Consider the following 25,824-nt stretch of genomic DNA (forward strand, 5'->3'; position numbering starts at 1 on the left):
GACCATCCGACCGACGGGGCCGATCCGCCGCAGCCGCGACCGCCGCCCCTGACCCAGCACCCTAGTGCCGCGAGGCCGCGAAAACCGTTCCGCCGCGCCGCGTACCCTCGCCCAGGTGAAAATCGACCCCACCCCCGGCGACCGTCCCCACGATCACCCGGAGGTCGCCGCGTGATCGGCGAATCCATGACCTGGCTCCAGACCCTCGTCCTCGGCCTCGTGCAGGGTCTGACCGAGTTCCTCCCGATCTCGTCCTCCGGCCACCTGCGGATCGTCTCGGAGATCTTCTTCGGCACCGACGCCGGCGCGTCCTTCACCGCCGTCACCCAGCTCGGCACCGAGGCGGCCGTCCTGGTCTTCTTCGGCAAGGACATCGTCCGCATCGTCGCCGCGTGGTTCCGTGGCCTCGCCCACCGCGAACACCGCAGCGACCTCGATTACCGCATGGGCTGGTACGTGATCGTCGGCACCATCCCCGTCGGCGTCCTCGGATTCCTGTTCAAGGACCAGATCCGCACCGGCGCCCGCAACCTGTGGCTCATCGCCACCATGCTCATCGTGTTCGCCCTCGTCATCGCCGCCGCCGAACGCTACGGCCGCAAGACCCGCAAGCTCGACGAACTCACCCTCCGCGACGGCATCCTCATGGGCAGCGCGCAGGCGCTGGCCCTGATCCCCGGGGTGTCCCGCTCCGGCGGCACCATCAGCGCCGGCCTGTTCCTCGGCCTGACCCGCGAGGCCGCCGCCCGGTACTCGTTCCTGCTCGCCATCCCCGCCGTCGTCGCCTCCGGCCTGTTCAGCCTCCCGGACGCGTTCGAACCCGCCGGGGAGGGCCTCAACGCCTCCGGCGCCCAGCTGTTCGTCGCCACCGCCGTCGCATTCGCCGTCGGCTACGCCTCGATCGCCTGGTTGCTCCGGTTCGTCGTCAACCACTCGATGTACTGGTTCGTCGGCTACCGCATCGCCCTCGGCGCCGCCGTCCTGGCCCTGCTCGCCACCGGCACCATCTCGGCCACCTGACCCAAGGACCCACGCCGGGCCCGCTCGTCGGGCGCCCGGCCCATTAGGCTGGCTTCATGACGGTCATCCTGCTGCGGCACGGGCGCTCGACGGCGAACACCTCCCGGGTCCTCGCCGGCCGCACCCCCGGCGTCGAACTCGACGAGATGGGCCACATCCAGGCCAAGGGCCTCGTCGACCGGCTCGCCGGCCTCACCATCGCCGAGATCGTGCACTCGCCGCTGCTGCGCTGCCGCCAGACGGTGACCCCCCTCGCCGCCGACCGCGGCCTGACCCCCCTCGTCGACGACCGCCTCGTCGAGGTGGACTACGGGCAGTGGACCGGCCGCGAACTCGGTGACCTGCTGAAGGAACCGCTGTGGAAGGTGGTCCAGCAGCACGCCTCCGCCGCGGTGTTCCCCGACGGCGAAGGCCTCGCGCAGGTCCAGGCCCGCGCCGTCACCGCCGTCCGCGAACACGACGGCCGCCTCGCCGCCGCCCACGGCGGCGACGTCGTCTGGATCGCCTGCACCCACGGCGACGTCATCAAGGCCGTCCTCGCCGACGCGCTCGGCACGCACCTCGACGGCTATCAGCGCATCGTCGCCGAGCCCGCCTCCCTCAGCGTCGTCCGCTACACCGAGACCCGCCCGTTCGTGCTGCGCGTCAACGACACCGGCTCGGACCTGTCCGGGCTCGCGCCGCCGGCGCAACCGGCGCCCGTGCCGGGCGGGGAGGTCGGTCCCCGCGGCGGATAATGGGAGAGCGACACCGGATGGATTCGACAACGAGGAGGTGCGATGGCCCGCGCGATACATGTCTTCCGGACCCCGGACCGGTTCGTCGCCGGCACCGTCGGTGAACCCGGCGACCGGGTGTTCTATCTGCAGGCCGTGCACGCCTCCCGGGTGGTGAGCGTGATGCTCGAGAAGCAGCAGGTGCAGATCCTCGCCGACCGCATGGGCCTGCTGCTCGAGGAGGTGCACCGCCGCTTCGGCACGGACCTGCCCGAGGACGCGGACGTCGACATCAGTCCGCTCATCACCCCCATCGACGCGGAGTTCCGCGTCGGGACCATGGGCCTGGGCTGGGACGCCGACAGCGGCAACGTCGTCGTCGAACTGCTCGCCGTCACCGAGACCGAAGTCGACGAGTCCGTCGTCCTCGACGACGCCGAGGAGGGCCCGGACGCGGTCCGCGTCTTCCTCACCCCCCAGCAGGCCCGCGAATTCGCCGCCCGGTCCGAACTCGTCGTCGCCGCCGGCCGCACCCCGTGCCCGCTGTGCGGCGAACCGGTCGGCGGCGGCCACATCTGCGTACGCACCAACGGGTACCTGCGCACCGAGGGCTTCGACCCCGCCGCCTGGCTCGGCGAGGAGACCTGACCCGGTGGGCAGCCCCGACGTCCGCACCGTGCTCACCGACGGCGAACTCACCGTGGTCGGCCGCGTCGTGCACGCCAGCAACGCCACCCTGGTGTGCGACGCCACCCTCGACGCGACCACCGTGCGCTGCGTGTACAAGCCCGTCCGCGGCGAACGGCCCCTGTGGGACTTCCCCGACGGCACCCTCGCCGGCCGGGAGGTGGCCTCCTACCTCGTCTCCGAGGCCCTCGGCTGGGGCGTCATCCCCACCACCGTGCTGCGCGAGGGACCCTTCGGGACCGGCATGGTGCAGCGGTGGATCGACACCCCCGACCCCGCCGACCCGCCCGGCCGCCTCGACCTGGTCGACCTGTGTCCGATCGACGCCGTCCCGCCCGGCTGGCTGCCCGTCCTGCGCGCCCGCGACCTCGACGGCACCGACGTCGTCCTCGTCCACGCCGACGACCCGCGACTGCAGCGCATGGCCGTGCTCGACGTGATCCTCAACAACGCCGACCGCAAGGGCGGGCACGCCCTCGAGGGCGTCGACGGCGGCGTATACGGCGTCGACCACGGCATCTGCCTGCACCGGGAGAACAAGCTGCGCACCGTGCTGTGGGGCTGGGCCGGCAGCCAGGTCGACCCGTCGCTGCTCGTCGACCTGGACAAACTCGCCCGCGAACTCGACGGCGAACTCGGGCAGCGGCTGGGTACCCACATCACCGCCGGCGAGGTCGCCGCCCTGCGGGGCCGCGTCGGCGCCCTGCTCCGCCGCCCCGTCATGCCCCGCCCGGTCGGAGAGCGGCGCATCCCCTGGCCGGCGTTCTGAGGACCCGGCCTCCGTCCGGAGCCGCCCGCGCCCTCCACTAGGCTCGTGCGCATGCTGTCATGGTCCGACATCGCGCTCCCGTCCGTCCCCGGCCAGGGCCCCCCGCTGCGGCTCTACGACACCGCGGACCGCGCGGTCCGCCCCGTCACCCCGGGCCGCACGGCCACGATGTACGTCTGCGGCATCACCCCCTACGACGCCACCCACCTCGGTCACGCCGCCACCTACCTCGCCTTCGACCTGGTCCACCGGGTGTGGCGCGACGCCGGCCACGACGTGCACTACGTCCAGAACGTCACCGACGTCGACGACCCGCTGTTCGAACGTGCCGCCCGCGACGGCGAGGACTGGATCGTCCTCGGCATGCGCGAGACCGCCCTGTTCCGCGAGGACATGGAGGCGCTGCGCGTCCTGCCGCCCCGCGACTACATCGGCGCCGTCGAATCCGTCGGCGAGGTCGTCGAACTGGTCGAGAAACTCGTCGCCTCCGGCGCCGCGTACATCGTCGACGACGCCGAATACCCCGACGTGTACTTCCGCGCCGACGCCACCGAGCAGTTCGGCTACGAATCCGGCTACGACCGCGCCACCATGGAGCACTTCTTCGCCGAACGCGGCGGCGACCCCGACCGGCCCGGCAAACGCGACCCGCTCGACGCCCTGCTCTGGCGCGCGCAGCGGCCCGGCGAACCGGCCTGGCCGTCCCCGTTCGGCGACGGCCGCCCCGGCTGGCACATCGAATGCGCCGCCATCGCCCTCAACCGCATCGGCAGCGGCTTCGACGTCCAGGGCGGCGGCAGCGACCTGATCTTCCCCCACCACGAATTCTCCGCCGCCCACGCCGAGGCCGTCACCGGCGACCGCCGCTTCGCCCGGCACTACGTGCACACCGGGATGATCGGCCTCGACGGCGAGAAGATGTCCAAGTCCCGCGGCAACCTCGTGTTCGTCTCCAAGCTCCGCGGCCAGGGCGTCGACCCCGCCGCCCTCCGTCTGGGCCTGCTCGCCGGGCACTACCGCACCGACCGCGCCTGGACCGATCAGGTCCTCGCCGACGCCCAGGCCCGCCTCGCCCTGTGGCGCGACGCCGCGGCCCTGGGCTCGGCCCAGTCCGCCGACGACACCATCGCGCGGCTGCGTCAGCACCTCGCCGACGACCTCGACACCCCCAAGGCCCTCGACGCCCTCGACGCTTGGGCCCGCTTCGCCGTCGACCGCGGCGGCGACGACGCGGCCGCACCCGCCGCGTTCGCGCACGCCGTCGACGCCCTGCTCGGCATCCCGCTGCGATAGAGCGCATTTCGAGTGTGCACATCTCGTCGCGACACGCCGAGGCGTAACGACGAGATGTGCACACTCGACTCTCTATACATGGGTGACGGATGAGATCGAGAGGTGCGGGAACAGGTGCAAAGTGACCGTTGGGTCGAGGTCAGCCCCTCGCAGTTCGAGCATGAAAAGCTCGGCCTCGACTTCGTCAAGGATTTGCTGCCGGACGCCCCGCCGTTCCGTGCCTGGTCGAACTTCGAGTTCCGCGACAACCGCGGTCGCTGGCACGAGGTGGATCTGCTCGTCCTGTCCCGCGACACCCTTTACCTGATCGAACTCAAGTACTACAGCGGCACGCTGCGCGGCAACGACCACGTGTGGAGTCGCGGCGGGTACCGGTCCGAGGACTCGCCGCTGCTGCTCACCCGCAAGAAGGCCCAGTACTTCTCGTCGCTGCTCAAGGACCGCTTGGCCGAGAAGACCGGGCAGAAGAACCTCAAGGGCGTCATCCCGTTCGTGCAGGAACTGGTGTTCCTGCACCACCCCGACCTTCGGTGCGCGCTGCCGGCCAGTTCCGCGATCAACCTGTACGGCCTCGACGGCAACGAACCCCACAGCGGCCTGCCCGGCATCGGCGAGCGTCTGCTCGCGCCGTCCAAGCACGAGCCGGTCAGCGAGGAGAAGTCCCTGCTGATCCGCGATCTGATGACCGCGATCGGACTCGCACCGCGGCGGCAGCGGGAACTCGGCTCGTGGGTGATCGACGAACAACCCCTCGGCGACGGGGAAGGCTGGCAGGACTGGCCGGCCTTCCACCACGTCGACATGGAACGGGAAGCCCGCATCCGCTTCTACCTGCCCAAACCCGGCGCCACCTCCGCGGAGGAACATGCCCGGGCGCGCGGCGTCGAACACGAGTACAAGCTGCTGTCGCGGCTCAAGCACGACGGCCTGCAGGTGCCCGTCGACGTGGTCAAGGACAAGGAACTCGGCATCGGTCTGGTGTTCCTGCAGTCCAAGGACGAACTGCGGTTGGATCTGTGGCTCGCCGATCACCGCGCCAGGCTCGCGCTCGAGCAGCAGCTCGAGCTCGTCGCCGAGATCGCCGAGATCGTGCACTACGCACACCGGCATCGGGTGGTGCATCGCACCCTGAATCCGCGTGCGGTCGTCGTGCGCGACCGCGCCGCCGGCCCGCAACCGCAGGTCACCGACTGGGACACCGCCGGGGTGCTGCCCGCCAACGCCGACACCGGCATCACCCGGCTGTCCGCCGGACCGTTGAGCCTGATGGCCGGGGCGCTCAGCGACCAGGCGCGCTTGTTCGCCGCCCCGGAAGGCGCCAGCCCCGCCGACCCGGCGCGCATGGACGTCTTCGGGCTCGGTGCGCTGGCCTTCTATCTGCTCAGCGGTGGGGTGTCCCCGGCCACCGAACGCGGCGAGCTGCTCGACCGGCTGCGTCGCGACGGCGGTCTCGACCTGGCTGTGGAACTGCCGCAGGTGCCGTCGGTGCTGCGGCAACTCGTCCTCGACGCCACCGATCCCAGCCCTGCGGAACGCATCGCCACCGTCGCCGAGTTCCTCGAACGCCTCGAACAGGTCCGCGGCGAACTGTTCCGCGCGGAAGGCGAAACCGACCCGCTCGAGGCCAAACCCGGTGACGAACTCGGCGACGGCCGCTTCGTCTACAAGCGCCGCCTCGGCGCCGGCTCCACCGCGGTGGGCATCCTTGTCGTCGACCGCAAGGCCGGCGATCACGAACGGGTCCTCAAGGTCGCCCGTGACGACGAAGCCGCCGCCCGCCTGCACGCCGAAGCGCAGGTGCTCGCGAAACTCGACGATCCGCGCATCGTCCAGCTCGCCTCCGAGGAGCACGTCGGCGGGCGCACCGCGCTGGTCGTGCACGACGCAGGTCGCACCACCCTCGCCGAGGAGCTGGCCGCCAAGGGTGGTCGGCTGTCGATCGACCTGCTCGAACGCTGGGGCACCGACCTGCTGCAGGCGCTGATCGCGCTCGAACGCGCCGGCGTCACCCACCGCGACCTCAAACCGTCGAATCTCGGTGTGCACCAGTCGAGTTCGCGTGCCGATACGCACCTGCGACTGTTCGACTTCTCGATGGCCGGGGTCGACCCCCGCAACATCGAGGCCGGCACCCCGCCTTACCTGGACCCGTTCCTCGGCACCGGCGGACGCCGCCAGTACGACACCGCCGCCGAACGCTACGGCGCCGCCGTGGTGCTGTTCGAGATGGCCACCGGCACCGCCCCGCAGTACGGACCCGACCCGCAGGCCAACCCGGCCACCGTCGACGACGACGTCACCGTCGACCCGGCCATGTTCGAGACGCCGGTCGCCGCCGCGCTCACCGCGTTCTTCACCTCGGCACTGTCCCGCGACGCCGCCGCGCGACCCGACACCGCCGAAGACATGCTGGGCGCGTGGCGTCGAGCGTTCACCGACCTCGACGCTGCCCCCGAACCGGTCCAGAAGGTCGAGGCCGCAACGGCGCTCGCCGCGGCCGGTTTGAGTGCTCGCGCGGTGTCGGCGCTCGCGGCCGTGCACGTCACCACGGTCGGGGAACTGGTGGCGCTCGACTCCACCCGCCTCAACCGCCTCGTCGCGAAGGAAGCGAAGGCCACCCGCACCGAGATCCGCGACCGGCACCGCGCCTGGGTCAAGGAACTCGGCCGGTCCGCGACGAAGCCCGCGAGCACCCAGGGGCTGCTCGGCCTCGACGAGGCCGTGGCGCTGCTGCTGTCCGCCGTCGCGACGGGCCGTACCAGCACCCGACGCCAGGCCGCGGAACTGCTGCTCGGCACCACCGGCACCCTCGACGCGTTCGCGTCCGGTAACGAACTGGCGTCCGCTCTGAGGAAGACCAGCCCACGCGGCCACCAACTCCTGAAGGAGCTGCAGGCCAACTGGGCCGAGAACCCCGCCACCCGTGAACTGCTCGACGAACTGATCGCTGTCGCCGAACAGGTACTGCGCGACTCCGGTGGAGTGGTGGCGGTGTCTACCCTCACCGCCGAGATCCGTGGGCGGCTGCCGCAACCGCCTGCGTCGCCGTCCGACGCCGCGGCACCGCGCCTCGCTGAACGCGCCGCTGCGGGTCTGCTGCGTGCCGCCCTCGACCGGCTCACCGAACACGAAACCGCGGAAGGCACCCGCCGTTGGGTGCGGCGTCGTCACGCCGGACGTCTCGCGCTCATCGCGGAGGACGAGTTGCTGCTCGCTGGAGCGGAAGCGGCCGGGCGGCGCGCCGACGACCTGATGGTCTCGACCCCCGCATCCGAGGTGGTGCGCGTCAGTACCGCCGCTCGCGATCTGCGCGCGGCTTTCACCCGCGCCTACAAGGGCGCCGCGGGGCCGGATGCCCAGGTGCCGCTTCCGTCGGATGCACGGTTGATCCGCCTGGCCGCGGCCATCTCCCGGTACGCGGCCGTATCGGGACGCGGTGAACTGCATCGACGTAACCTCGGGCCGTCCGACGCGCTGCGCATCGCGCTGGCCGGTCTCGCGCAGACCGAGGCGCTCTCGCCCACCGAGGTGCGGGCTCGTGTGGCAGCCCGTTTCCCGGAACTCGATCGGCTGCCCGGCCGCCCGGCCCTCGATGCGCACATCGAACGCGCAGGCATCGGGTTGGCGTGGGACGGCACCGGCTACCGCTACGAGCAGGCCACGCCCGCCAGCGAAACCAGCCTGAACACCCGCGCCGCCACCTACACCGGACCCCCCGGCGACACCGCGGGCGCATCCGGCGGCGGTGGTTCGATATACGGTTCGCTGGTCGCGACATCGCTGCGGGAGAACGGTTTCCTCGCATTCGGTGTGACGGTGCATCGCCCCGGCGACCATCAGAAGGTCGCGGCGGAACTCGCCGCAACGTACGACGGCGATCTCGTGGACGTGACCGGGGAAATCGTCGAGGCGATGCGCGCGTTCGCCGCCGAGAAGGGCGTGTCGTGGGATCTGATCCGCAGCGCCGACGCCGCCGAGGCCGGTAGCCGCGATGCGCGGGGTCTGCGCGCGGTGCTCGATCAGGTGATGCCGCGGGCGTGTGCCCGTATCGAGGCGCAGGTGTTCGAGGACGGTGTGCCGGCGACGCCACTGGTCCTCACCGAGTTGTCGCCGCTCGCACGCTACGGCTACCTCGACGTGCTGGCGCGGCTGGCCGACCTGTCGGCGCCGCGCCGCCGGCCGGTGTGGGTGGTGCTGCCGCAGATGCGTGGGCAGCGCGGAGCGGTGATCGACGGTGATCCGATCCAGTTGGGTTCGCCGGGTGGACAGTATGTGACGTACTCGGTTGCGAAGACCGAGGCAGCTGAGAGCGAGAAGGTGTGATGGCGGACTTTTCCGCGACCGAGTTGGTGAAGGCGCTGCGCAAGCAGGTCACGGTCCTCGAGGACGATCTGCGTGCGCGTGTCGACGGCGCGGATGTCGATGCCCGGCAGGTGGGTGCGGGGGAGCGGTGGCGCGCCGAGCACACGGCCGCGCTCACGGCGCAGCGCACGGCGGCGTCGTGGCAGGCGTGGCGGGACGAACGCGTGACGCAGGCCGCGGTGGCGTGGGTGCTGCTGACGGTGTTCGCCCGCTACTGCGAGGATCATGCGCTGGTGTCGAAGGCGTGGATCGGTGGCCCGAACGCCGACGCGCGCCAGCAGGCCCTCGACGCCCGCCGCGCGTACTTCACCGAATTCGCTGAGCACACCGACCGTGAATGGCTCGAGACAATCATCGAGCATTTCGCGAAGATGGAAGCCACCCGCGGCCTCGTCGACGACTACTCGCCGCTGCACCAGGTCGCACCCTCGGGTGACGCGGCTCGTGCGCTGCTCGAATTCTGGTGGGACAAGGACGCTTCCGGTGAGCCGCTGTGGAGCTTCGTCGGGGTGGACACCCGCTTCCTCGGTGACGTCTATCAGGACCTGTCGGAGTTCGCGAAGAAGACGTACGCGCTGTTGCAGACCCCGGAGTTCGTGGAGGAGTTCATCCTCGACCAGACCCTGGAGCCGGCGCTCGCCGGGCGGCCGCTCGAGGGGTTCACGGTGATCGACCCGACGTGCGGGTCGGGTCACTTCCTGCTCGGTGCGTTCCATCGCCTGCTGGAGCAGTGGGAGCGGGAGGCGCCGGCCCTTGGTTCGCGCGTGTTGGTGCAGAAGGCACTCGCGTCAGTGTTCGGCGTAGACATCAACCCGTTCGCTGTTGCGATCGCACAGTTCAGATTGATGGTCGCGGCGTTGGACGCGAGCGGGGACAAGTCGATCGAGAAACTGATCGACATCGAACTGAACCTCGCGGCTGGCGATTCGTTGCTGTGGGGGGCGCGGCAGCAGGCGATCAGCGACGACCTGTGGTCCACGGGAAGCGAGCAGATGGCGCTGTCGACGGAGAATGCCAATGCGTTGAAGGCGATCCTGCAGCGGGAACACGATGTGGTGGTGGGGAATCCGCCATACATCACGGTCAAGGACGCGGCTCTCAATGCGACTTACCGGCAGCTCTATTCGACGTGTCACCGGCAGTACGCGCTGACGGTGCCGTTCATGGAGCTCTTCTTCGACCTTGCGAAGAGTGACGCTGCGGGCAAGCCCGGTTGGGTCGGGCAAATCACCTCGAATTCGTTCATGAAGCGCGAGTTCGGGACCAAGCTCATCGAAGAGTTTCTGAGTACACGCGATCTGAAGCAGGTCATCGACACCTCAGGTGCCTACATCCCAGGTCATGGCACGCCGACGGTGATCCTGGTGGGGCGCAATCGGACTCCGGTGGGTGACACCGTTCGCGCGGTGCTGGGAGTGAGAGGCGAGCCGGGGAAGCCGGACGTGCCAGCGAAGGGACTGGTGTGGTCGGCCATCGTTGAGCATGTGGACGAACCGGGCTTCGACAACGGCTGGATCAGCGTAGCTAGTCTCAACCGCTCGCTCCTCAGCGCGCATCCTTGGAGTCTGTCAGGTGGCGGTGCAGTCGAGTTGTTGACCGCCATAGCTGACGGAAGGGAGACTCTCGAACGGTATATAACGAGCATTGGTTTCGCCGCGATTACTGGAGAGGACGATGCCTTCTTCCTACCTCTCGGAAAAACTGCTTCGCGGATACGTATCGAGCAGTTTGTGCCGATGGTCGAGGGGGACGTTGTCCGCGATTACAGAACGGCCCCGACTGTCGCGACAGCATGGCCATACAGCGCGGATTTGGAGCCGCTTTCGCTTTCGGGGATTAGTCACCATCTGTGGCAATACAGGCGGTTGCTGCAGGTACGGAAGCGATTTGGGGTGCCGGTTGAACAGATTCCTCAACTTCATTGGTGGGAGATTCGCGAGCTCTACCGCAACAAGATTCGAATCCCATTGTCGATCACCTTCGCTTTCGTCGCCACGCACAATCATTTCGTCCTGGACCGTGGCGGGAAGGTGTTCAACCGTTCCGCACCGGTGATCAAGTTGCCGGAGGGGGCAAGTGAGGACGAACACCTGCGGCTGCTCGGGGTGCTGAACAGTTCGGTGGGCTGCTTCTGGCTCAAACAGGTGTGCCACGACAAGGGAAGTCAGTCCGGTTCGGGTGGCTTCATGCACGACGAGTGGGAGGTCTTCTATGAGTTCACAGGTACAAACCTAAAGGACTTCCCACTTCCGTCGTCCTACCCCTTGGAACGCGCACGCACCCTCGACACCCTCGCGCAGGAACTCGCCTCCCGAGCCCCGGCCGCCGTCGCTGCGGCAGGGGCGCTCACCACCCAGGCCCTGGAAACGGCCCGTGCCGAGTCGGAACGCATCCGTGCGCTGATGATTGCGCACCAGGAAGAACTCGACTGGGAGTGCTACCGCCTCTACGGGCTCCTCGACGAGGAGCTCACCTACACCGGGAACTTGCCCGGAATTAGCCTGGGGGAGCGAGCTTTCGAGGTCGCACTTGCACGGCGGCTCGAAGACGGCGAATCCACCGTCTGGTTCGAACGACACCGCTCCACCCCGGTCGTCGAGATCCCCAAGCACCTACCCGAAGACTATCGCGACCTGATCCAGCGCCGCCTCGACGTCATCGCGTCGAATTCGGGTATCCGGCTGTTGGAGGAGCCGGAGAACAAGCGGCGCTGGGCGTCTGAACCGTGGGACAAGCATGTCACCGAAGCCCTGCGTGACTGGCTGTTGGATCGTGTTGAGAGTCGCGATCTGTGGTTTGAGGACGGGCATCCCACCCCGCGAAGCGTCGCGCAGCTCGCCGACAGGCTCGACCGCGATGAGGACTTCCGTCAGGTGCTGCGGTTGTGGGCCGGCAGTCCCGATGTCTCCACAGGTACCGCGCTCGAGAAACTCCTCGAAGAGGAAGGCGTGCCTTACCTCGCCGCGCTGCGCTACAAGCCGTCCGGCCTGATCAAGCGGGAGGCGTGGGAGCACACCTGGGAGTTGCAGCGCCGCGAGGACGCGGGGGAGGAGCTGAAGTCCCCGATTCCGGTGCCGCCGAAGTACAAGCCGGCAGACTTCCTGAAGGGTTCGTACTGGTCGCGGCGCGGCAAGCTTGACGTGCCTAAGGAACGGTTCATCTCGTATCCGAATGCAAACCGCGACACCGACCCGACGATGCTGCTCGGCTGGGCAGGCTGGGATCACGCCGAACAGGCTTTGGCCCTGGCCGGGCTCGTCGATGAACGTGTCGCCACCGACGGCTGGGATCAGGAGAGCCCCGAGAAGCTGATCCCGATGCTGGCAGGTTTGGCGGAACTGTTGCCGTGGGTGCGGCAGTGGCACGGTGAGATCGACCCGGAGTACGGCGAGTCCGTCGCCGACACCATCGAGGAAGTGCTGCGCTCGCACAGTGCGGACCTCGGCGTCACTACCGAGGACCTTGCGGCATGGCGACCCCCAGCCCCCAGCCGCGGACGCCGCACCGCCAAGAAGTCCACGAAGGAGGCCGATCTGGCCTGATCCGGTGACCGGCCCGCGCCTGGTGTGCGGAGGACCCGGTCGAACACGCTCGCAAGTAGAGGCCGCGCGGCTGCGTGCGGTCGGCGCGCGGTGAGATGTGCTGTGCTCGTTGGAGCATCGTCGAAGATCGGCACGGCTTCTTGCGCGGCTTCGGTCGCGAAGTGGGCCACGATCCGTAGCTCGTCCATCGTCATCTCGACGTCACCGGAGGCGGCGGGTGGACTCGACTCGCCCACCGCCGCTTTCGATGTGGCCTGGGAAGAGCTTCGAGAAGAGGACGCCCTGCGGGCGGCTGCACCCAACCGATCGGAGACCCTACGGGTCCCTGAGCTTGCTTCGGCCCCTTCCCCAACGCTGCCCGGTCGCCATGCCCCGATAGACCATCTCGGCCAGCACTTCCGGCCCCACGTCGCGGAGGACGTGCGGCTGGTACTGGACCCGACCGTTCGTGTCGACCCGTTCGATCAGGTGCTCCACCACCAGCTGTGGAGACGAGGGTTACTGGTGCCCAGTCGGTTTCGAACCAGGGAATGGCACCCCGGTTCGCAGCGTCGATGCGCTGACGTCGGACTGTGGGAGACGAGCGACGACACCCACCGTCGATGTGCCGCGGTTACCGGAACTGGCCGCGCACACCGAGACAGGCGAGGAAACACCTCGAGCCCCTCGATCGGACCGCGGGTCGCGGGATCGAGGGGCGGGAAGGTTACAGCGTCGAAAGAAGGCCTGGCGGCCGGGTGGAGTGTCGGCCGGCGCGGAACGCGCTCGCGGCGCGTTGCTGATGCACGCCTCTGCGGGGCGTGTGGATAGAATCCACCGTACGGTGCATGACAGCTCCTACTGTCTTGTGCCCAGACCCCGGTTGGTGTTGGTAGCACCTTCCGGGGTCGACCTGTATTCAGGCCGGTGCAGGGATGGTCCCACGGGTGGCGGCGAGGGTCAACTCGAACACGCGTTCGTGTCGCGGCAGTCAACAGTGCAGACGGCGGTGGCCCGTTTCTACCGGCTCGCGATCCTGTTCGAGGCGTGGAAGGCGACCGCGGAGGCATACGCAGATCCCAGCCTCACTGTTGATGGTTCGGACCTGGAGTACCTCGATGCCGCCGAGGTGGTCGCACGACCGGATCTTCCCGCGTGAGGAGGAAGGGTGAAGCGATCCCTCGCTCGATCAAGCGCGTTGAGTGGCAACTGGTGTTCGCCACACGGGATGCGCAGAAGAGCTGGACCGATCTGTGGGCGACGGCCCGCAACGCCCCCGTCGATGCGTGGGCCACCCTCACCCGGGAGCCGACTGTGCAGGCACCGCGGCTGTACCAACTGAAGGGCGGGTACGCCTGCGGGACGTACAGCGGCCGGAACTTCGCCCGCTACCAGTACCAGGTGACCGATGGTGGGCGCATCTGGTTCTTCCTCGATCCGCACCCAAGGGCGACAAGGTCGTGGCCGAGTACTGCTCGAACGGTGCGAGCCGGGACATCCGAAGGAAACGGACTGAGTACACGGCACGCCGAGGCAGGCGAGGCTCGAGCTGTTGCTGTTCTTTGGCAGGATGAACCACGCAGCGATCCCGCTTCGGGGCCGCTGTGTCACGAGGACCACGAAGGAGGGCAGGTCAAGCGTGAGCATCCTGCTGCGGGACGTCATCGATATCCCGGAACGTATCGGCGCCGACGACTACGTGCTGCGGCTGACCGACAGCACCGACGACGACGCGCACATCCGCGCCACCCTCGACGCCTATGTCCTCACCGACTCGCTCAAGGACAACTTCGCCTCTGCGATCGCGCTCATCGCGGACGCGATCAAGAAGAACACCTCGCGCGGCGCCTACCTCGCCGGCTCCTTCGGATCCGGTAAATCGCACTTCATGGCCGTGCTCTACGCGCTGCTCGGCAACCATCCGGCGCTGCGCGTCGACCGGTTCCGCGACCTCACCGGCCGCTACGACGGCGAACTGGCCGGCAAGAAGATCCTGCGTCTCACCTACCACCTCATCGGTGCGAAATCCCTCGAACAGGCCATCTTCCAGGGTTACGTGCGCCAGATCGCCCGGCTGCACCCGGAAGCGCCGCTGCCCGCCCTGCACGTCTCGGACACGCTGCTCGCCGACGCCGAGAACCTCCGCGAACGCATCGGCGACGAGCAGTTCCTCGCAGGTCTCGGTGGCGACTCGGATACCGCCGCAGACGACGGCTGGGGTGGGGTGCTCAGTGACGGCTGGACTCTTGAGCGCTACCAGAGCGCCCTGGCCGCCCCGGCCGAGAGCGAACTGCGCAAGGAACTGGTCTCCGCGCTGGTGCGCAGCTACTTCTCGTCGTTCGTCGAACAAGCCGACTACATCGACATCGACCGCGGCCTCGCGGTGCTGTCCGAACACGCCAAGTCCCTCGGCTACGACGCGGTGGTGCTGTTCCTCGACGAGCTGATCCTGTGGCTGATCTTCTCCGTCCGCAGCAACGAGTTCTTCGGTCGCGAATCGCAGAAGATCACCAAACTCGTCGAAGCCGCCGGCAACCCGCGACCCATTCCGCTGATCTCGTTCATCTCCCGCCAGATGGACCTGCGCAAGTGGCTCGCCGACGCCGGTGCATCCGGCTCCGAGCAGGAAGCATCCGACCGGGCCCTGCAATACCAGCAGGGCCGGTTCCGCACCACCGAACTCGGCAACGACAACCTCGCCGAGGTCGCCAACGTCCGGTTACTGCAGCCGAAGGACGAGCAGGCGCGGCAGGTCCTCGACGAGGCGTTCCGTTCGGTCACCCGCAGCCCCGAGGTGTGGGACGTGCTGCGCGACTCGATGAACACCACCGAGGACTACCGCGGCGCCTCCGAACACGAGTTCCGGCTCACCTACCCGTTCTCCCCGGCGCTCGTGGCGACCCTGCGGGAACTGGCATCGGTGATGCAGCGCGACCGCACCGCCCTGAAGGTGATGCAGCGCATGCTCGTCGAACGGCGCGACACCCTCACCACCGCCGACCTCATTCCCGTCGGCGACGCCTTCGGACCCATCGTCGACGGCGAAGACCCCATCGACGGTGTTGCCGGCACCCTGTTCACCGCAGCTGCCAATCTCTACAAGGACAAGCTGCTGCCGCTGCTGCTCGCCCGCCACCAGGTGACTGCCGAACAGCTCGAGACGGACCCCGATTCGGTGCCCGCCGGGTTCCGAGCCCACGACCGCATCGCTAAGACCCTGTTGCTCTCGGCGATCGCCCCCAAGGTCCCGGCGCTGCGCGACCTCACCGCATCCCGTCTCGCCGCGCTCAACCACGGTTCGATCAAGACCCGCATGAAGGGCGGAGAGGCTCGCGTCGTCCTCGGCGTCGTGCGGGAATGGGCCAAGGACGTCCCCGAGATCACCGTCTCCGAGGGCACCAACCCGATCATCCGGGTGCAGCTCGCCAACGTCGACTACAACTCGGTGCTCGAACGCATCCGCGGCGAGGACAACCTCGGCAAGCGGAAGGTGCTCATCCGCACCCTCGTGCACAAGGCACTCGGCGTCGACACCAAGCAGGACGACCTCGCCGGTGGCGCTACCCGTACCGTGATCTGGCGTGGATCCCGCCGCGAGGTCGACGTCGTGTTCGGCAACGTCCGCGACGCCTCATCGGTCCCCGAACAGAACTTCGACAACCGGCCCGGCACGTGGCGGCTCGTCGTCGACTACCCGTTCGACGAACAGAACTTCTCCGCCGCGGACGACATCGCCCGCATCGACCGGCTCCTCGCCGACGGCGATCGCCACACCATCGTGTGGCTGCCGAAGTTCTTCTCCGACGAGGCGATGCAGGACCTCGCGCTGCTCGTCAAGCTCGACTGGTTGTTCACCGGCACCGGCGACCGCTGGCAGGAGAACACCGACCACCTGTCCCCGTCGGACCGCGCACAGGCCCGCGGCATCCTTGAAAACCTGTATCGGGGCACGCTCCACTCGTTCGAGCGGCTCCTCGAGCAGGCCTACGGCATCGAAGCGCCCGACCCGAAACGATTCATCGACGATCCCGGCCACACCGAGATCCTCGTCTCGCTCAGCAAGGACTTCAGCCCCAAGCTGCCGACCGCGCTGAACCTCGAGGATGCCTTCGACAAGGTCATCGACCAGGCCTTCGCCGCGCTGTATCCGAACCACCCGCAGTTCCCGAGCCCGGACGAGGAAGTCACCGCCCGCCACTACGAGGTCGTCCGCGGTTTCGTCGAGCAGGCCGTCGCCGACCGGCAGGGCCGTGTCCCCACCGCAGGGGGCGAACGCAAGGTAGCCCAGCGGGTCGCCGGTCCGTTGAAGGTCGGCAAGGCCACCGAGGACCACTTCCTGTTCGGGGAAGACACCTTCGCGTTCTGGGCCGGGGAGCTCGACCGGGCCGCGGTCGACACCGACCGCGTCACCGTCGGTGTGCTGCAACGCCGCATCGACGCCGTCAGCCCTGCATGGGGCTTGCGGCCCGAGGCCCGCGACCTGATCGTCGCGGCCTGGGCGTTGCTGCGCAAACGCGCTTGGTTCGAGGCCGGCTCCCCGGTCCCGGCACCGGCCCTGGGGCGGATGCGGGAGAGCATCGAACTGCGCGCCGAGGAACTGCCTGAGCAGAACGCCTGGGACGCCGCGCGGCTCGCCGCAACCCAGCTGTTCGGCTACACCATCCCGCGCACCTACCTCACCGGCGCGAACGTCGCGGACTTCGCCCAGCAGGTGCGGGTGAAGGCGGGTGAGCGGACCTCCGAGCTGCGGCAACTCGTCGAACGGCTCGCCGACGCCCACCGGGTGCTGGGGCTGGATGTCACCGACACCGACCGGATCAGCGCGGTTCGGGCGCTCGTCGAACTCTGTGATCAGCTCGTCGGCACCGCCGGCAATGTCGCGCTCATCGGTCTCCTCGCGACCGCGAAGCTACCCGTCGCGATGGAGACCGCCGGCAATCTGCGTACCGAAGCCTCCGACGATGCACGCGCGTTGCGCAACGTGCAGTGGAAACTGGTCGAGACCCTCGTCGCCGGTGCCGAAACCGGCGGGGAGCGCGGTGAATCCGCGCGAGTGATCCTGCAGAATCTCCGAGAGCTTGTCGCGACGCCGGGCACGCCGCTGTCCGAGCTCAAGCGCGTGGAAACCCGCGTGGTGGAGTGGGTGGTCTCCGATGTCAAGGACAACGGCGGTGGCACCGACGACGATGACGACCACGTGGTAGATGACGACACCGAAGACGACGTGGTCACCGATCCCGACACGGTCGTCCTCCACGACATCGACGACATCGACTCCGTCGCAGCTCGGTTGCGAAAGGCCTTTGTCAAGAATGGCTCTCGTCTGCATGTGAAGTGGTGGGTCGAGTGAGCACCCTCACCGTCACCCGCCCCATCATCGCCGCCAAGCTTGCGAAAGCCGTGGAGAAGCGGCACCGGAACGGCGTCCTCGGGCTGCGCGCCACCCCGAAATGGGACGGCGGCACCTTCGTGCACGACGGCGTGCCCGTCACGGTCGCGCCGTGCCCGTCGACCTTTGCAGTGTGGGAGGCGCTCGAACAACGCAACCACGACGAATGGCTCGTCGTGCTCACCCCCATCGAGGAAGCGGACCTCGGTGTCGGGGTGCTTGCGCATCTCGTCGACGGGCGTCTCATCAGCCCCGACCCGTGGGATGCGCTGCGGTCCACGTTCTCGGCGACCACCGTCGAACCCGCCCTCTACCGGGTGGCCAACGATCGTGCCCTCGCGATGGGATTGCTCGCCGCGATCCCCACCGCCGCGGTGACCCCCGCGCCGGGTGGGGTCCTCACCCGCGCGCACGCGATGTCCGCCGTTGCACGCGGTGCGCTGGCGATGACCGACGACCCGGCCACCGAGATCGACACGCTCGTCGTCCTCGAATGGAGTCGCCGGCCCGGCGTCACCGCTGAATTCGACCGGCTGCGCACCGACGGCGGCGCCGAACTCGTCGCCGCCACCACCACGTGGCTGGCCGAACGTGCCGGACGTCTCGCAAAACCCGTTGCTGCACTATTGAAAACCCAGCGCATCGCCGACCTGGTCCCGCTCGGGTTGCTCGCCGGACTGTTCACCGATCCTGGCAGTGACCTCGCCCGCGGCCTGTTTCTCGGCCGCTACGGACTGACCGACCTCACCACCGAGGACCTCGCCGCCTGGCACGACGACTCGTCCGGACTCGTCATCGGCACGCTCACCGACAGTGAACGACGTGCCGTGCTTCAATCCGCGGCCGCGCATGCGCGTGAACTCGGGATCGACGACCTCGCCGGTCGCTCCGAACTGCTCCCGCAAGGCCTCACCGCCCGACTCGACGCGCTCGCCCACGCCATCGAGGTGGCCATGCCGGGCGACCCCGTCGAGTTCGGACCGAAGCAGGGCGGTCTCGACAGCGTCGAGTGGGCGTGGCAGCAGACGCTCCGGCACCTGTCCGCCCGTACTTCTTCCTCGTACCGGGCCGCCGAGGCCACCGTGCGATTGCTGCGCTGGCTGGCCGTCGACACCCCCACCACCGGAAACCTCGACGATCACACCCGGCGATACATCGACGGCGACGGCTGGGTCGACGCCGCGCTGGCCGCCGCGTACCGCGGCACGGACCACCGGGCGCTCGCCGCTGCCGTCACCCGCGTCATCGACGCCGTCACCGCGCGTCGTCGCGGACACGACCGCCGGTTCGCCGCGGCGCTCGCCGACACCCCGCACCCCACCGGGCCGGTCGTCGAACAGCTGCTGCGCACGGTGGTGCTGCCGCTCGCCAAGGCCCGACCCACCCTGCTGCTCGTCGTCGACGCACTGTCCATCGCCGCGGCCACTGACATTGCTGCCGCCGCGGCCGAACACGGATGGACCGAAGCTGCAGCTCTCGGCGGCTCCCGCCGGGCCGCCGCGCTGGCGGTGCTCCCGACGCTCACGCAGCGCAGCCGCTGTTCGTTGCTGACCGGTGACCTGCGCGAAGGTGACGTTGCCGCCGAACGCGCCGGATTCCTCGATGCATTGCGCTCGGTCGGACTCGAAGCAGCCCTCGGCCGGGTCGATCCGATCTTCCACAAGAAGGCCCTCGATACCGTGCCCGCGGGTGCGGACCTGGCCACCGAAGTCGCCAACGCGATCGCCGACACCGCCGGCAGGCCGCTGGTCGCGGCGGTGCTCAACTTCGTCGACGACACGCTCCACCACACCGACCCGGGCGGAACCGACTGGGGAATCGGCACCATCACCCACCTGCGGGCGTTGCTGCAGGCCGCGCAGCGCGCCGGGCGGGCGGTGGTTGTCACCTCCGATCACGGACACATCATCGAACGGCGCACCAGCGTCAAACGCGCCCGTGCGAACCTTTACGGGCAGCGCGCCCACGGCGACCTCGACCACGTCGACGACGGAGAGATCGTGGTTCGCGGCCCGCGGGTGCTCACCGACAGTCATACGGTGGTACTCGCCGTCGAGGAGAATGTTCGCTACGGACCGGTCAACGCCGGCTACCACGGGGGAGCGGCGCCCTCCGAGGTGCTCGTGCCGGTGCTCGCATTCCACACCGGGGAACGCCCGGCCACCCTCACCGCACTCGAACCCGTCGAACCGCGATGGTGGTATGCCCCCGTGCAGATCGCGGCACCTGCGGCGACACCGGTGTCGGCTGCGCCCGCGAAACAGGCGGCGCCCACCCTGTTCGACACCGACGAACCGGCCACCGTCACCGTGAACGTCGCCGACCAGGTGATCGCCACCCCGGTGTTCGCCGATCAGGAACGGCTTGCCGGACGAATCGTGGTGCAGCGTGAACAGATCCGAGCGTTGCTCGCCGCACTGCTCGCGGCGCCGGCACGGGAACTGACCACTGCGCAGGCCGCGAGCCTGCTCGGCATCGCCCCGGCCCGCGTCGGCGGTGCGCTTCTACAGATCAAGCGGGTGCTCGACGTCGAAGGCTACGAGGTGCTCCTACTTGACGGCGGTGTCGCCGGACTCGACGAAGCGGCACTGCGAGAACAGTTCGGACTCGGGTCGTGACAGCTGCGGTTTCGCCCCGTCGACGCCGGGAGATCCTCGACGCGCTGCGCCGTGGCACTGTCCCGGCCAACGGGCTCGACCAACTCGCCGTCGGCCTCGGAAAGTTCGAAACCGAACTCGACGCCGAACTCGGGGTGGTCGCCGGTGGCGGCGCGATGTTCAAGGCGGTGCGCGGCGACTACGGCTCGGGCAAGACGTTCTTCGCGCGGTGGCTCGCCGACCGCGCCATGAAACGGGGCTTCGCGGTTGCCGAGGTGCAGATCAACGAGATCGACACCCCGCTGCACAAGCTGGAAACCGTGTATCGGCGCAGCATCGAATCGCTGCGTACTGCGTCGATCCCGCCGTCGGCGTTGCGTCCGATCCTCGACGCGTGGTTGTTCACCGTCGAGGACGACGCCGCGCGGCAGGGCGTGGGTGTCGAGGAGTTGCTCGAACGTCGGCTCGCCGACGTTGCCGCGCGAGCCCCCGTGTTTCCCATGGCGATTCGCGCGTACCGTCGCATGGTCGAGGAAGCCGATCACGACGGCGCCGATGCCCTGGTGGCCTGGCTCGGCGGCCAACCGCACGTCGCCGCATCGGTGAAACGCCGCGCCGGTATCAAGGGCGACCTCGACCATTTCCTTGCCCTCGGCTTTCTCCGCGGCTTGCTCGCGGTGCTGGCCGACGCAGGCAACGCCGGCCTGCTGCTCGTACTCGACGAGGTGGAGACACTGCAACGGGTCCGTTCCGACGCGCGCGCCAAAGCACTCAACGCGCTGCGTCAGTTGATCGACGAGATCCACGACGGGCACTTCCCAGGCTTGTACCTGCTTATCACTGGCACACCGGCGTTCTTCGAAGGCCGGCAGGGCATCCAGCTGCTGCCGCCGCTGGCGGACCGGTTGCACACCGATTTCTCCCGCGACCCGCGGTTCGACAACCCCCGCGCCCCGCAGCTACGGCTGACCGGCTTCGACCTCGACCGGCTCGTCGAACTCGGGGGGCGCGTGCGCGAGTTGTTCTTCACCGGGATCGACGCAGGTGATCGGGTGCGGTCGACCGTCGACGACGAGTTCCTGCGTCGCTTCGCTTCCGCCGTCGCCGGCAGCCTCGGGGGCAGGGTGGGCATCGCGCCGCGATTGTTCCTGCGCAAACTCGTCGACGTCCTCGACGTGGTCGAACTGCATCCAGACTTCGATCCGTATACCGACTATGACGTGAAGATTGCAGCATCGGAGATGTCAGCCGCGGAGCGAGAGGCTGTCAACGCCGACGACATCGACTTAGATCTGTAGTCTCCGGAGACCGCCAATTATTCAGGCTCCATTGAGCTTCCGTCCGGCCGCTATGTACTTTGCGCTCAGGTCTCGGTTCACATCCTCGATGTATTCGGCTGATCTCTTTGCAGGATCAACTGCCCTCGGACTCGTATGGAAGGTCGGAAACTCCCGAATTGCCATAGCAATGTGAGGGTCGAGCCTTTTCATCACTGCCCAGACCCGTTTTGCGACGACGCCATTGAGTATGACGGCCTCTAGCTGCGGCGTGAGTTCAAGGAATCCGCGAAGTGCTACCGCAGCTGCGCGGTCGGTATTTTCTGTTTGGGGATGTGGCTTGGGCCACGGGTAGGCGTTCCACGAAACGATTTGTGAAACGTCTATACCCGCTTGGGTCAAGAAGTACTTCTGCCGGGCCGCCGTCAGATCGGCGTTCTCCAAACAGATCATCCCTGATCCATTATGATTGGCCGAGTCGGTCTTTGGACCCGGGTCCTGCATGAGCGTGAGCAACCGGGCATGCACACCGCCGTATGTCGGTGCAATGTAAGGAATAAATGCACCGGGACGCTGCGATCTCAGCAGGTCGACATACTCGTTGATTCGTCGAACGTTCGGAGCGGTCCGTCTGCGATAGAGGTCATCGCGATAGGTCTTGTCGCTGCATCGTTGTCCTCCGATCAATTGGTCAGCCTCACTGGCGGTGGGCACGGGCTGCGTAGCCATGCGCTGAACGCCCCCGCCAGGCACCTCGGATTGGTTGAGTTGAGTGCGGTCGATGTGTGGATCAACCCGAAATCCGGCGGTGATTTCAACAATGGTCAGCTGCGCTCCCGCTGGCAGTGACACCTTGTCGCCGACCTTGCGGCGCTTGACTGCGCTACCTATCGGTGACTCGTAGGAGACGGTCTCGTACTCGGTGTCGAGCGGCCGTTCGGTGAGCACGAATGTGTCGCGATGGCCGTCCAAGTACTGGATCGTCACGATCGATCCGGCGACCACCCAGTCATCGGTTGGGCCCCATGCAGCGAGGCGATCACGGTCTGCGACGTACCGGCGGCGGCTGTCTGCCAGGCCGGCCAGCTGCTCCTCCAGCCGCCGCACTTGGCTGTGGTAACGCTGGTAATCCACCGACAATTCGCCTCCGTCGCGGCACTCGACCATCCTTGCTTGGAGTGTCCGTATACGCTCGGTCAGCATGTTCTCGACGATTTGGTGCTGCTCGAGTTCACGGTCGAATTCGAAGAGTGGATTCTCGGAAATCGTCCGATCTTCGAGCGGGTGAGTGGTGTTGATCCGTGTGCTGACCGGCGGCGCTACTGTGACCGATTCACTCGACATCGTTGTATCGGTATTTTCGTCACGCGCGCCGGGTTCAGTCGAGGAGCGACTGCCCACCCTACGCCGCAAGCTCCACAGGCGGCCCAGCCGTTTTTTCACTCCGTGATGGTATCGCGCAATACGGTCAGATCGAACGTTGGAAGCGTGGACCCCCTCAGTAGTAGGGTTCGGGACAACGAGCATCCGCCAGGTTGAGGATGTGGGTTTCTCCTCCCGTTGTCCGGCGGTCGCAGTGTCGGATTGCGGAAGCCGCGCGGGGCTCGGCTCTACGTCAGCCCCGCCCGTGACTCGTACGGTGCGTGATGCGGCACCGGGACAGCACGGCATTGATCGACGATGAAGTTGCCCCGAGTCATTCAACGGCGAATGATCGACGAGGTGTCCGACCGCAGTGTGACCGAGCAGGATGATTCGTGACCGACGACGCCTTCGGCCTTCTTCATCCAGGAATCCAGTACCACCTCGTCAACACGCTCCGTTGGGACGGGTTGCGTCCCACCCAGGCAGCAGCGGTCGCGCCGATCCTCGCCGGCGACGACACCCTCGTGCTCGCCCCCACCGCGGGAGGCAAGACCGAGGCCGCCGCCTTCCCGATGCTCTCGGCGATGGCCGAGCACGATTGGCAGGGCACGTCGGTGCTGTACGTATGCCCACTGCGGGCACTACTCAACAACCTCCAACCCCGCCTCCACAGTTACGCCCAGTGGCTCGGCCGCACCGCCGCTCTGTGGCACGGGGACGTCGGCCAGTCCGCGCGGCAGCGGATCCTGCGGGACCGCCCCGACATCCTGCTCACCACACCGGAATCTCTCGAAGCGATGCTGGTGTCCACCAAGGTCGACCCGCGCGTGTTGTTTGCGGGGCTGCGTGCCGTCGTCGTCGACGAGGTCCACGCGTTCGCCGGCGACGATCGTGGCTGGCACCTCCTAGCCGTACTTGAACGACTCGCGCGCCTCGCCGGCCGTCCCCTGCAACGCATCGGGCTGTCGGCGACGGTCGGCAATCCCGACGAGCTGCTGCAATGGCTGCAGGGTGGGACTCCGGACCGTCCTCGCCGGGTCGTCGACCCCACCGTCCCCGCCGCGACCACGCCACCTGAGATCACCGTCGACTGCGTCGGCTCGATCGACAACGCCGCCAAAGTCATCGCCGCTCTGCACCAGGGAGAGAAACGCTTGGTCTTCGTCGACTCGCGACGCCGCGCCGAGGAACTCGGTGCGGCCTTGCGGGAACGAGGAGTAACCACCTTCCTGTCGCACTCGTCGCTCTCGGCTGCCGAGCGACGGCGATCCGAGGCGGCGTTCGTCGACGCCCGGGACACGGTGATCGTCGCGACCTCCACCCTCGAACTCGGTATCGATGTCGGCGACCTCGACCGCGTCATCCAGATCGGTTCGCCTCGCACCGTCGCGTCGTTCCTGCAGCGTCTCGGGCGCACTGGCCGCCGCCCGGGCAGCGTCCGCAACTGTCTGTTCCTCGGCATCGACGACGAACAGGTGCTGCTCACCCTGGGCATGCTCGAATGCTGGTCGCGCGGATGGGTGGAGCCGATTGTCCCACCCCCATCCCCGCGGCATATTGCTGCGCAGCAGATGCTGGCGCTGTGCCTGCAGGAACACCGACTTGGGGAGAAGAGCTGGCGGCAATGGTGGGGTTCTCTGACGATCTTCGACGAGCACGCCGACGAGATCATGGCGTTCCTCCGCGCGCAGGGCTTCTTCGAGCGTGACGGGAGCTTCATGCACATCGGACCGGAGGCCGAGCGCCGATTCGGACGGCGATACTTCTCCGACCTGACGGCAGTCTTCAGTGCCCCACCGGAGTTCACCGTGCTGGCCGGACGCAACGAGGTCGGCACCGTCGGTACCGACCTGCTGGTCGAGGAGGTCGACGGCCCCCGCGTGCTGTTGCTCGGTGGTCGCTCGTGGATGGTGACCCACATCGATTGGCAACGGCGGCGGTGCTTCGTCGAACCCGCGGACGGCGGTGGGAAGGCCAAGTGGTCCGGCACAGGCGGCGGATTGTCCTACGACATCACTCGGGGCATGCGCGCAGTGCTGCTCGGCGCCGCACCTGCAGGAGTGACCCTCACCCGACGCGCGGACACAGTGCTCACGGAACTACGGCAGAGCTACGCCGACAGCGTCGATCCGGATGCCTCCGTGCTCACGATGCCGTCGGAAGGCTCTGGCCGGTGGTGGACCTGGGCAGGAACCGCGGCCAACCGCACCCTGCAAGCATCGCTTCCGGCTTTGGTCGATCCCCGCCAGCGGGTCGACGAGAAGTCCTTGCGTCTCCTTCCGACCATCGCCCCGGCAGACGTGAGTGCGGCTCTGGCAGAACCTCATTGGACCCTCCCGCATGTCGCGCAGAACGCCGTGGCCGGACTGAAGTTCTCCGCCGCGCTACCACCGGGAGTCGCCGAGATGACCCTGGCGGTGAGGCTCGCGGACGAACCGCACGCCCGAGACGTCGTCGCGACGCGTCGCCGGATCGATCGGACCGACCACGGGGAATAAGCACTCCGTCCGAGTCATGCACTACTCGCACACAGCGCCCGGTGCGTGCGGTCGTGAGCGGAGCAGGATTCGGCCCGCTTGCGTGCGCTCGGCACTCCGAACTCCAATGGGTGCCTCCGGCCACTCGAATCCGATACGGCGGCACGGGCAGCGAACAGCTCTGCCGAGTTCGTCGTCAAGGCGCCAGCCGTACTCGTCGCAGTTGCCGCAGGTAGGTGGAAGTTCCGGGGTGGTGGACGCAGTTCCTGTCAGGTCTGGATCCACGCCGCTGCCGAGCGGGGGGCGTGTGGTCGATGGCGTTCGAGTGCCGCGCGCACGAGCGCGTCGATG

The 25,824-nt window shown here is 68.0% G+C and carries 13 protein-coding genes; 12 read left to right on the top strand and 1 reads right to left on the bottom strand.

Features of this window, described 5'->3' with window-relative positions; translation table 11 throughout:
* The first annotated feature begins 174 nt into the window (after positions 1–174).
* From ACWPOB_RS04275 to brxD, 11 genes are all read left to right on the top strand, one after another.
* On the top strand, positions 175–1,020 hold the full coding sequence (locus ACWPOB_RS04275; protein WP_455400061.1) for an undecaprenyl-diphosphate phosphatase: 846 nt from the start codon (positions 175–177) through the stop codon (positions 1,018–1,020).
* Positions 1,021–1,076: 56 nt separating this feature from the next.
* Positions 1,077–1,757 (top strand): histidine phosphatase family protein, encoded by a 681-nt coding sequence (locus ACWPOB_RS04280; RefSeq protein ID WP_006939362.1) that lies wholly within the window; start codon positions 1,077–1,079, stop codon positions 1,755–1,757.
* A gap of 42 nt (positions 1,758–1,799) precedes the next feature.
* The gene (locus ACWPOB_RS04285; RefSeq protein ID WP_100058250.1) at positions 1,800–2,384 is read left to right on the top strand and encodes a DUF3090 domain-containing protein; all 585 of its coding nucleotides are present in this window, start codon (positions 1,800–1,802) and stop codon (positions 2,382–2,384) included.
* A gap of 4 nt (positions 2,385–2,388) precedes the next feature.
* The gene (locus ACWPOB_RS04290) at positions 2,389–3,192 is read left to right on the top strand and encodes an SCO1664 family protein (RefSeq protein ID WP_050035239.1); all 804 of its coding nucleotides are present in this window, start codon (positions 2,389–2,391) and stop codon (positions 3,190–3,192) included.
* A 51-nt stretch (positions 3,193–3,243) separates the two neighbouring features.
* The gene (gene mshC / locus ACWPOB_RS04295; protein ID WP_455399998.1) at positions 3,244–4,485 is read left to right on the top strand and encodes a cysteine--1-D-myo-inosityl 2-amino-2-deoxy-alpha-D-glucopyranoside ligase; all 1,242 of its coding nucleotides are present in this window, start codon (positions 3,244–3,246) and stop codon (positions 4,483–4,485) included.
* Between the two features lie 114 nt (positions 4,486–4,599).
* Complete coding sequence (gene pglW, locus ACWPOB_RS04300) at positions 4,600–8,808, top strand: BREX system serine/threonine kinase PglW (RefSeq protein WP_455399999.1); 4,209 nt, start codon at positions 4,600–4,602, stop codon at positions 8,806–8,808.
* Entirely contained in the window at positions 8,808–12,389 is a 3,582-nt protein-coding gene (gene pglX, locus ACWPOB_RS04305; protein WP_455400000.1) for a BREX-2 system adenine-specific DNA-methyltransferase PglX, read from the top strand. Before pglW ends, pglX begins: the two co-directional genes overlap by 1 nt.
* 976 nt (positions 12,390–13,365) lie before the next feature.
* Positions 13,366–13,527, top strand: coding sequence for a hypothetical protein (locus ACWPOB_RS04310; RefSeq protein WP_455400001.1), 162 nt, complete (start codon positions 13,366–13,368; stop codon positions 13,525–13,527).
* A 480-nt stretch (positions 13,528–14,007) separates the two neighbouring features.
* Positions 14,008–17,718 (top strand): DUF6079 family protein, encoded by a 3,711-nt coding sequence (locus ACWPOB_RS04315; protein WP_455400002.1) that lies wholly within the window; start codon positions 14,008–14,010, stop codon positions 17,716–17,718.
* Positions 17,715–20,375, top strand: a complete 2,661-nt coding sequence (gene pglZ / locus ACWPOB_RS04320; protein WP_455400003.1) for a BREX-2 system phosphatase PglZ — start codon at positions 17,715–17,717, stop codon at positions 20,373–20,375. The genes ACWPOB_RS04315 and pglZ overlap by 4 nt, the downstream gene beginning before the upstream one ends.
* Positions 20,372–21,652, top strand: a complete 1,281-nt coding sequence (brxD, locus tag ACWPOB_RS04325; protein WP_455400004.1) for a BREX system ATP-binding protein BrxD — start codon at positions 20,372–20,374, stop codon at positions 21,650–21,652. Before pglZ ends, brxD begins: the two co-directional genes overlap by 4 nt.
* 21 nt (positions 21,653–21,673) lie before the next feature.
* On the opposite strand, the gene ACWPOB_RS04330 is transcribed toward brxD, so the two are convergent.
* Positions 21,674–23,074, bottom strand: coding sequence for a GreA/GreB family elongation factor (locus tag ACWPOB_RS04330; protein WP_455400005.1), 1,401 nt, complete (start codon positions 23,072–23,074; stop codon positions 21,674–21,676).
* A 314-nt stretch (positions 23,075–23,388) separates the two neighbouring features.
* Between ACWPOB_RS04330 and ACWPOB_RS04335 the strand changes: the two genes are divergently transcribed.
* A complete protein-coding gene (locus tag ACWPOB_RS04335; protein ID WP_455400006.1) occupies positions 23,389–25,494 on the top strand; it encodes a DEAD/DEAH box helicase in 2,106 nt (701 codons plus the stop codon).
* Positions 25,495–25,824: the final 330 nt, after the last annotated feature.

This window comes from Rhodococcus sp. 2H158 (genome assembly GCF_053764755.1).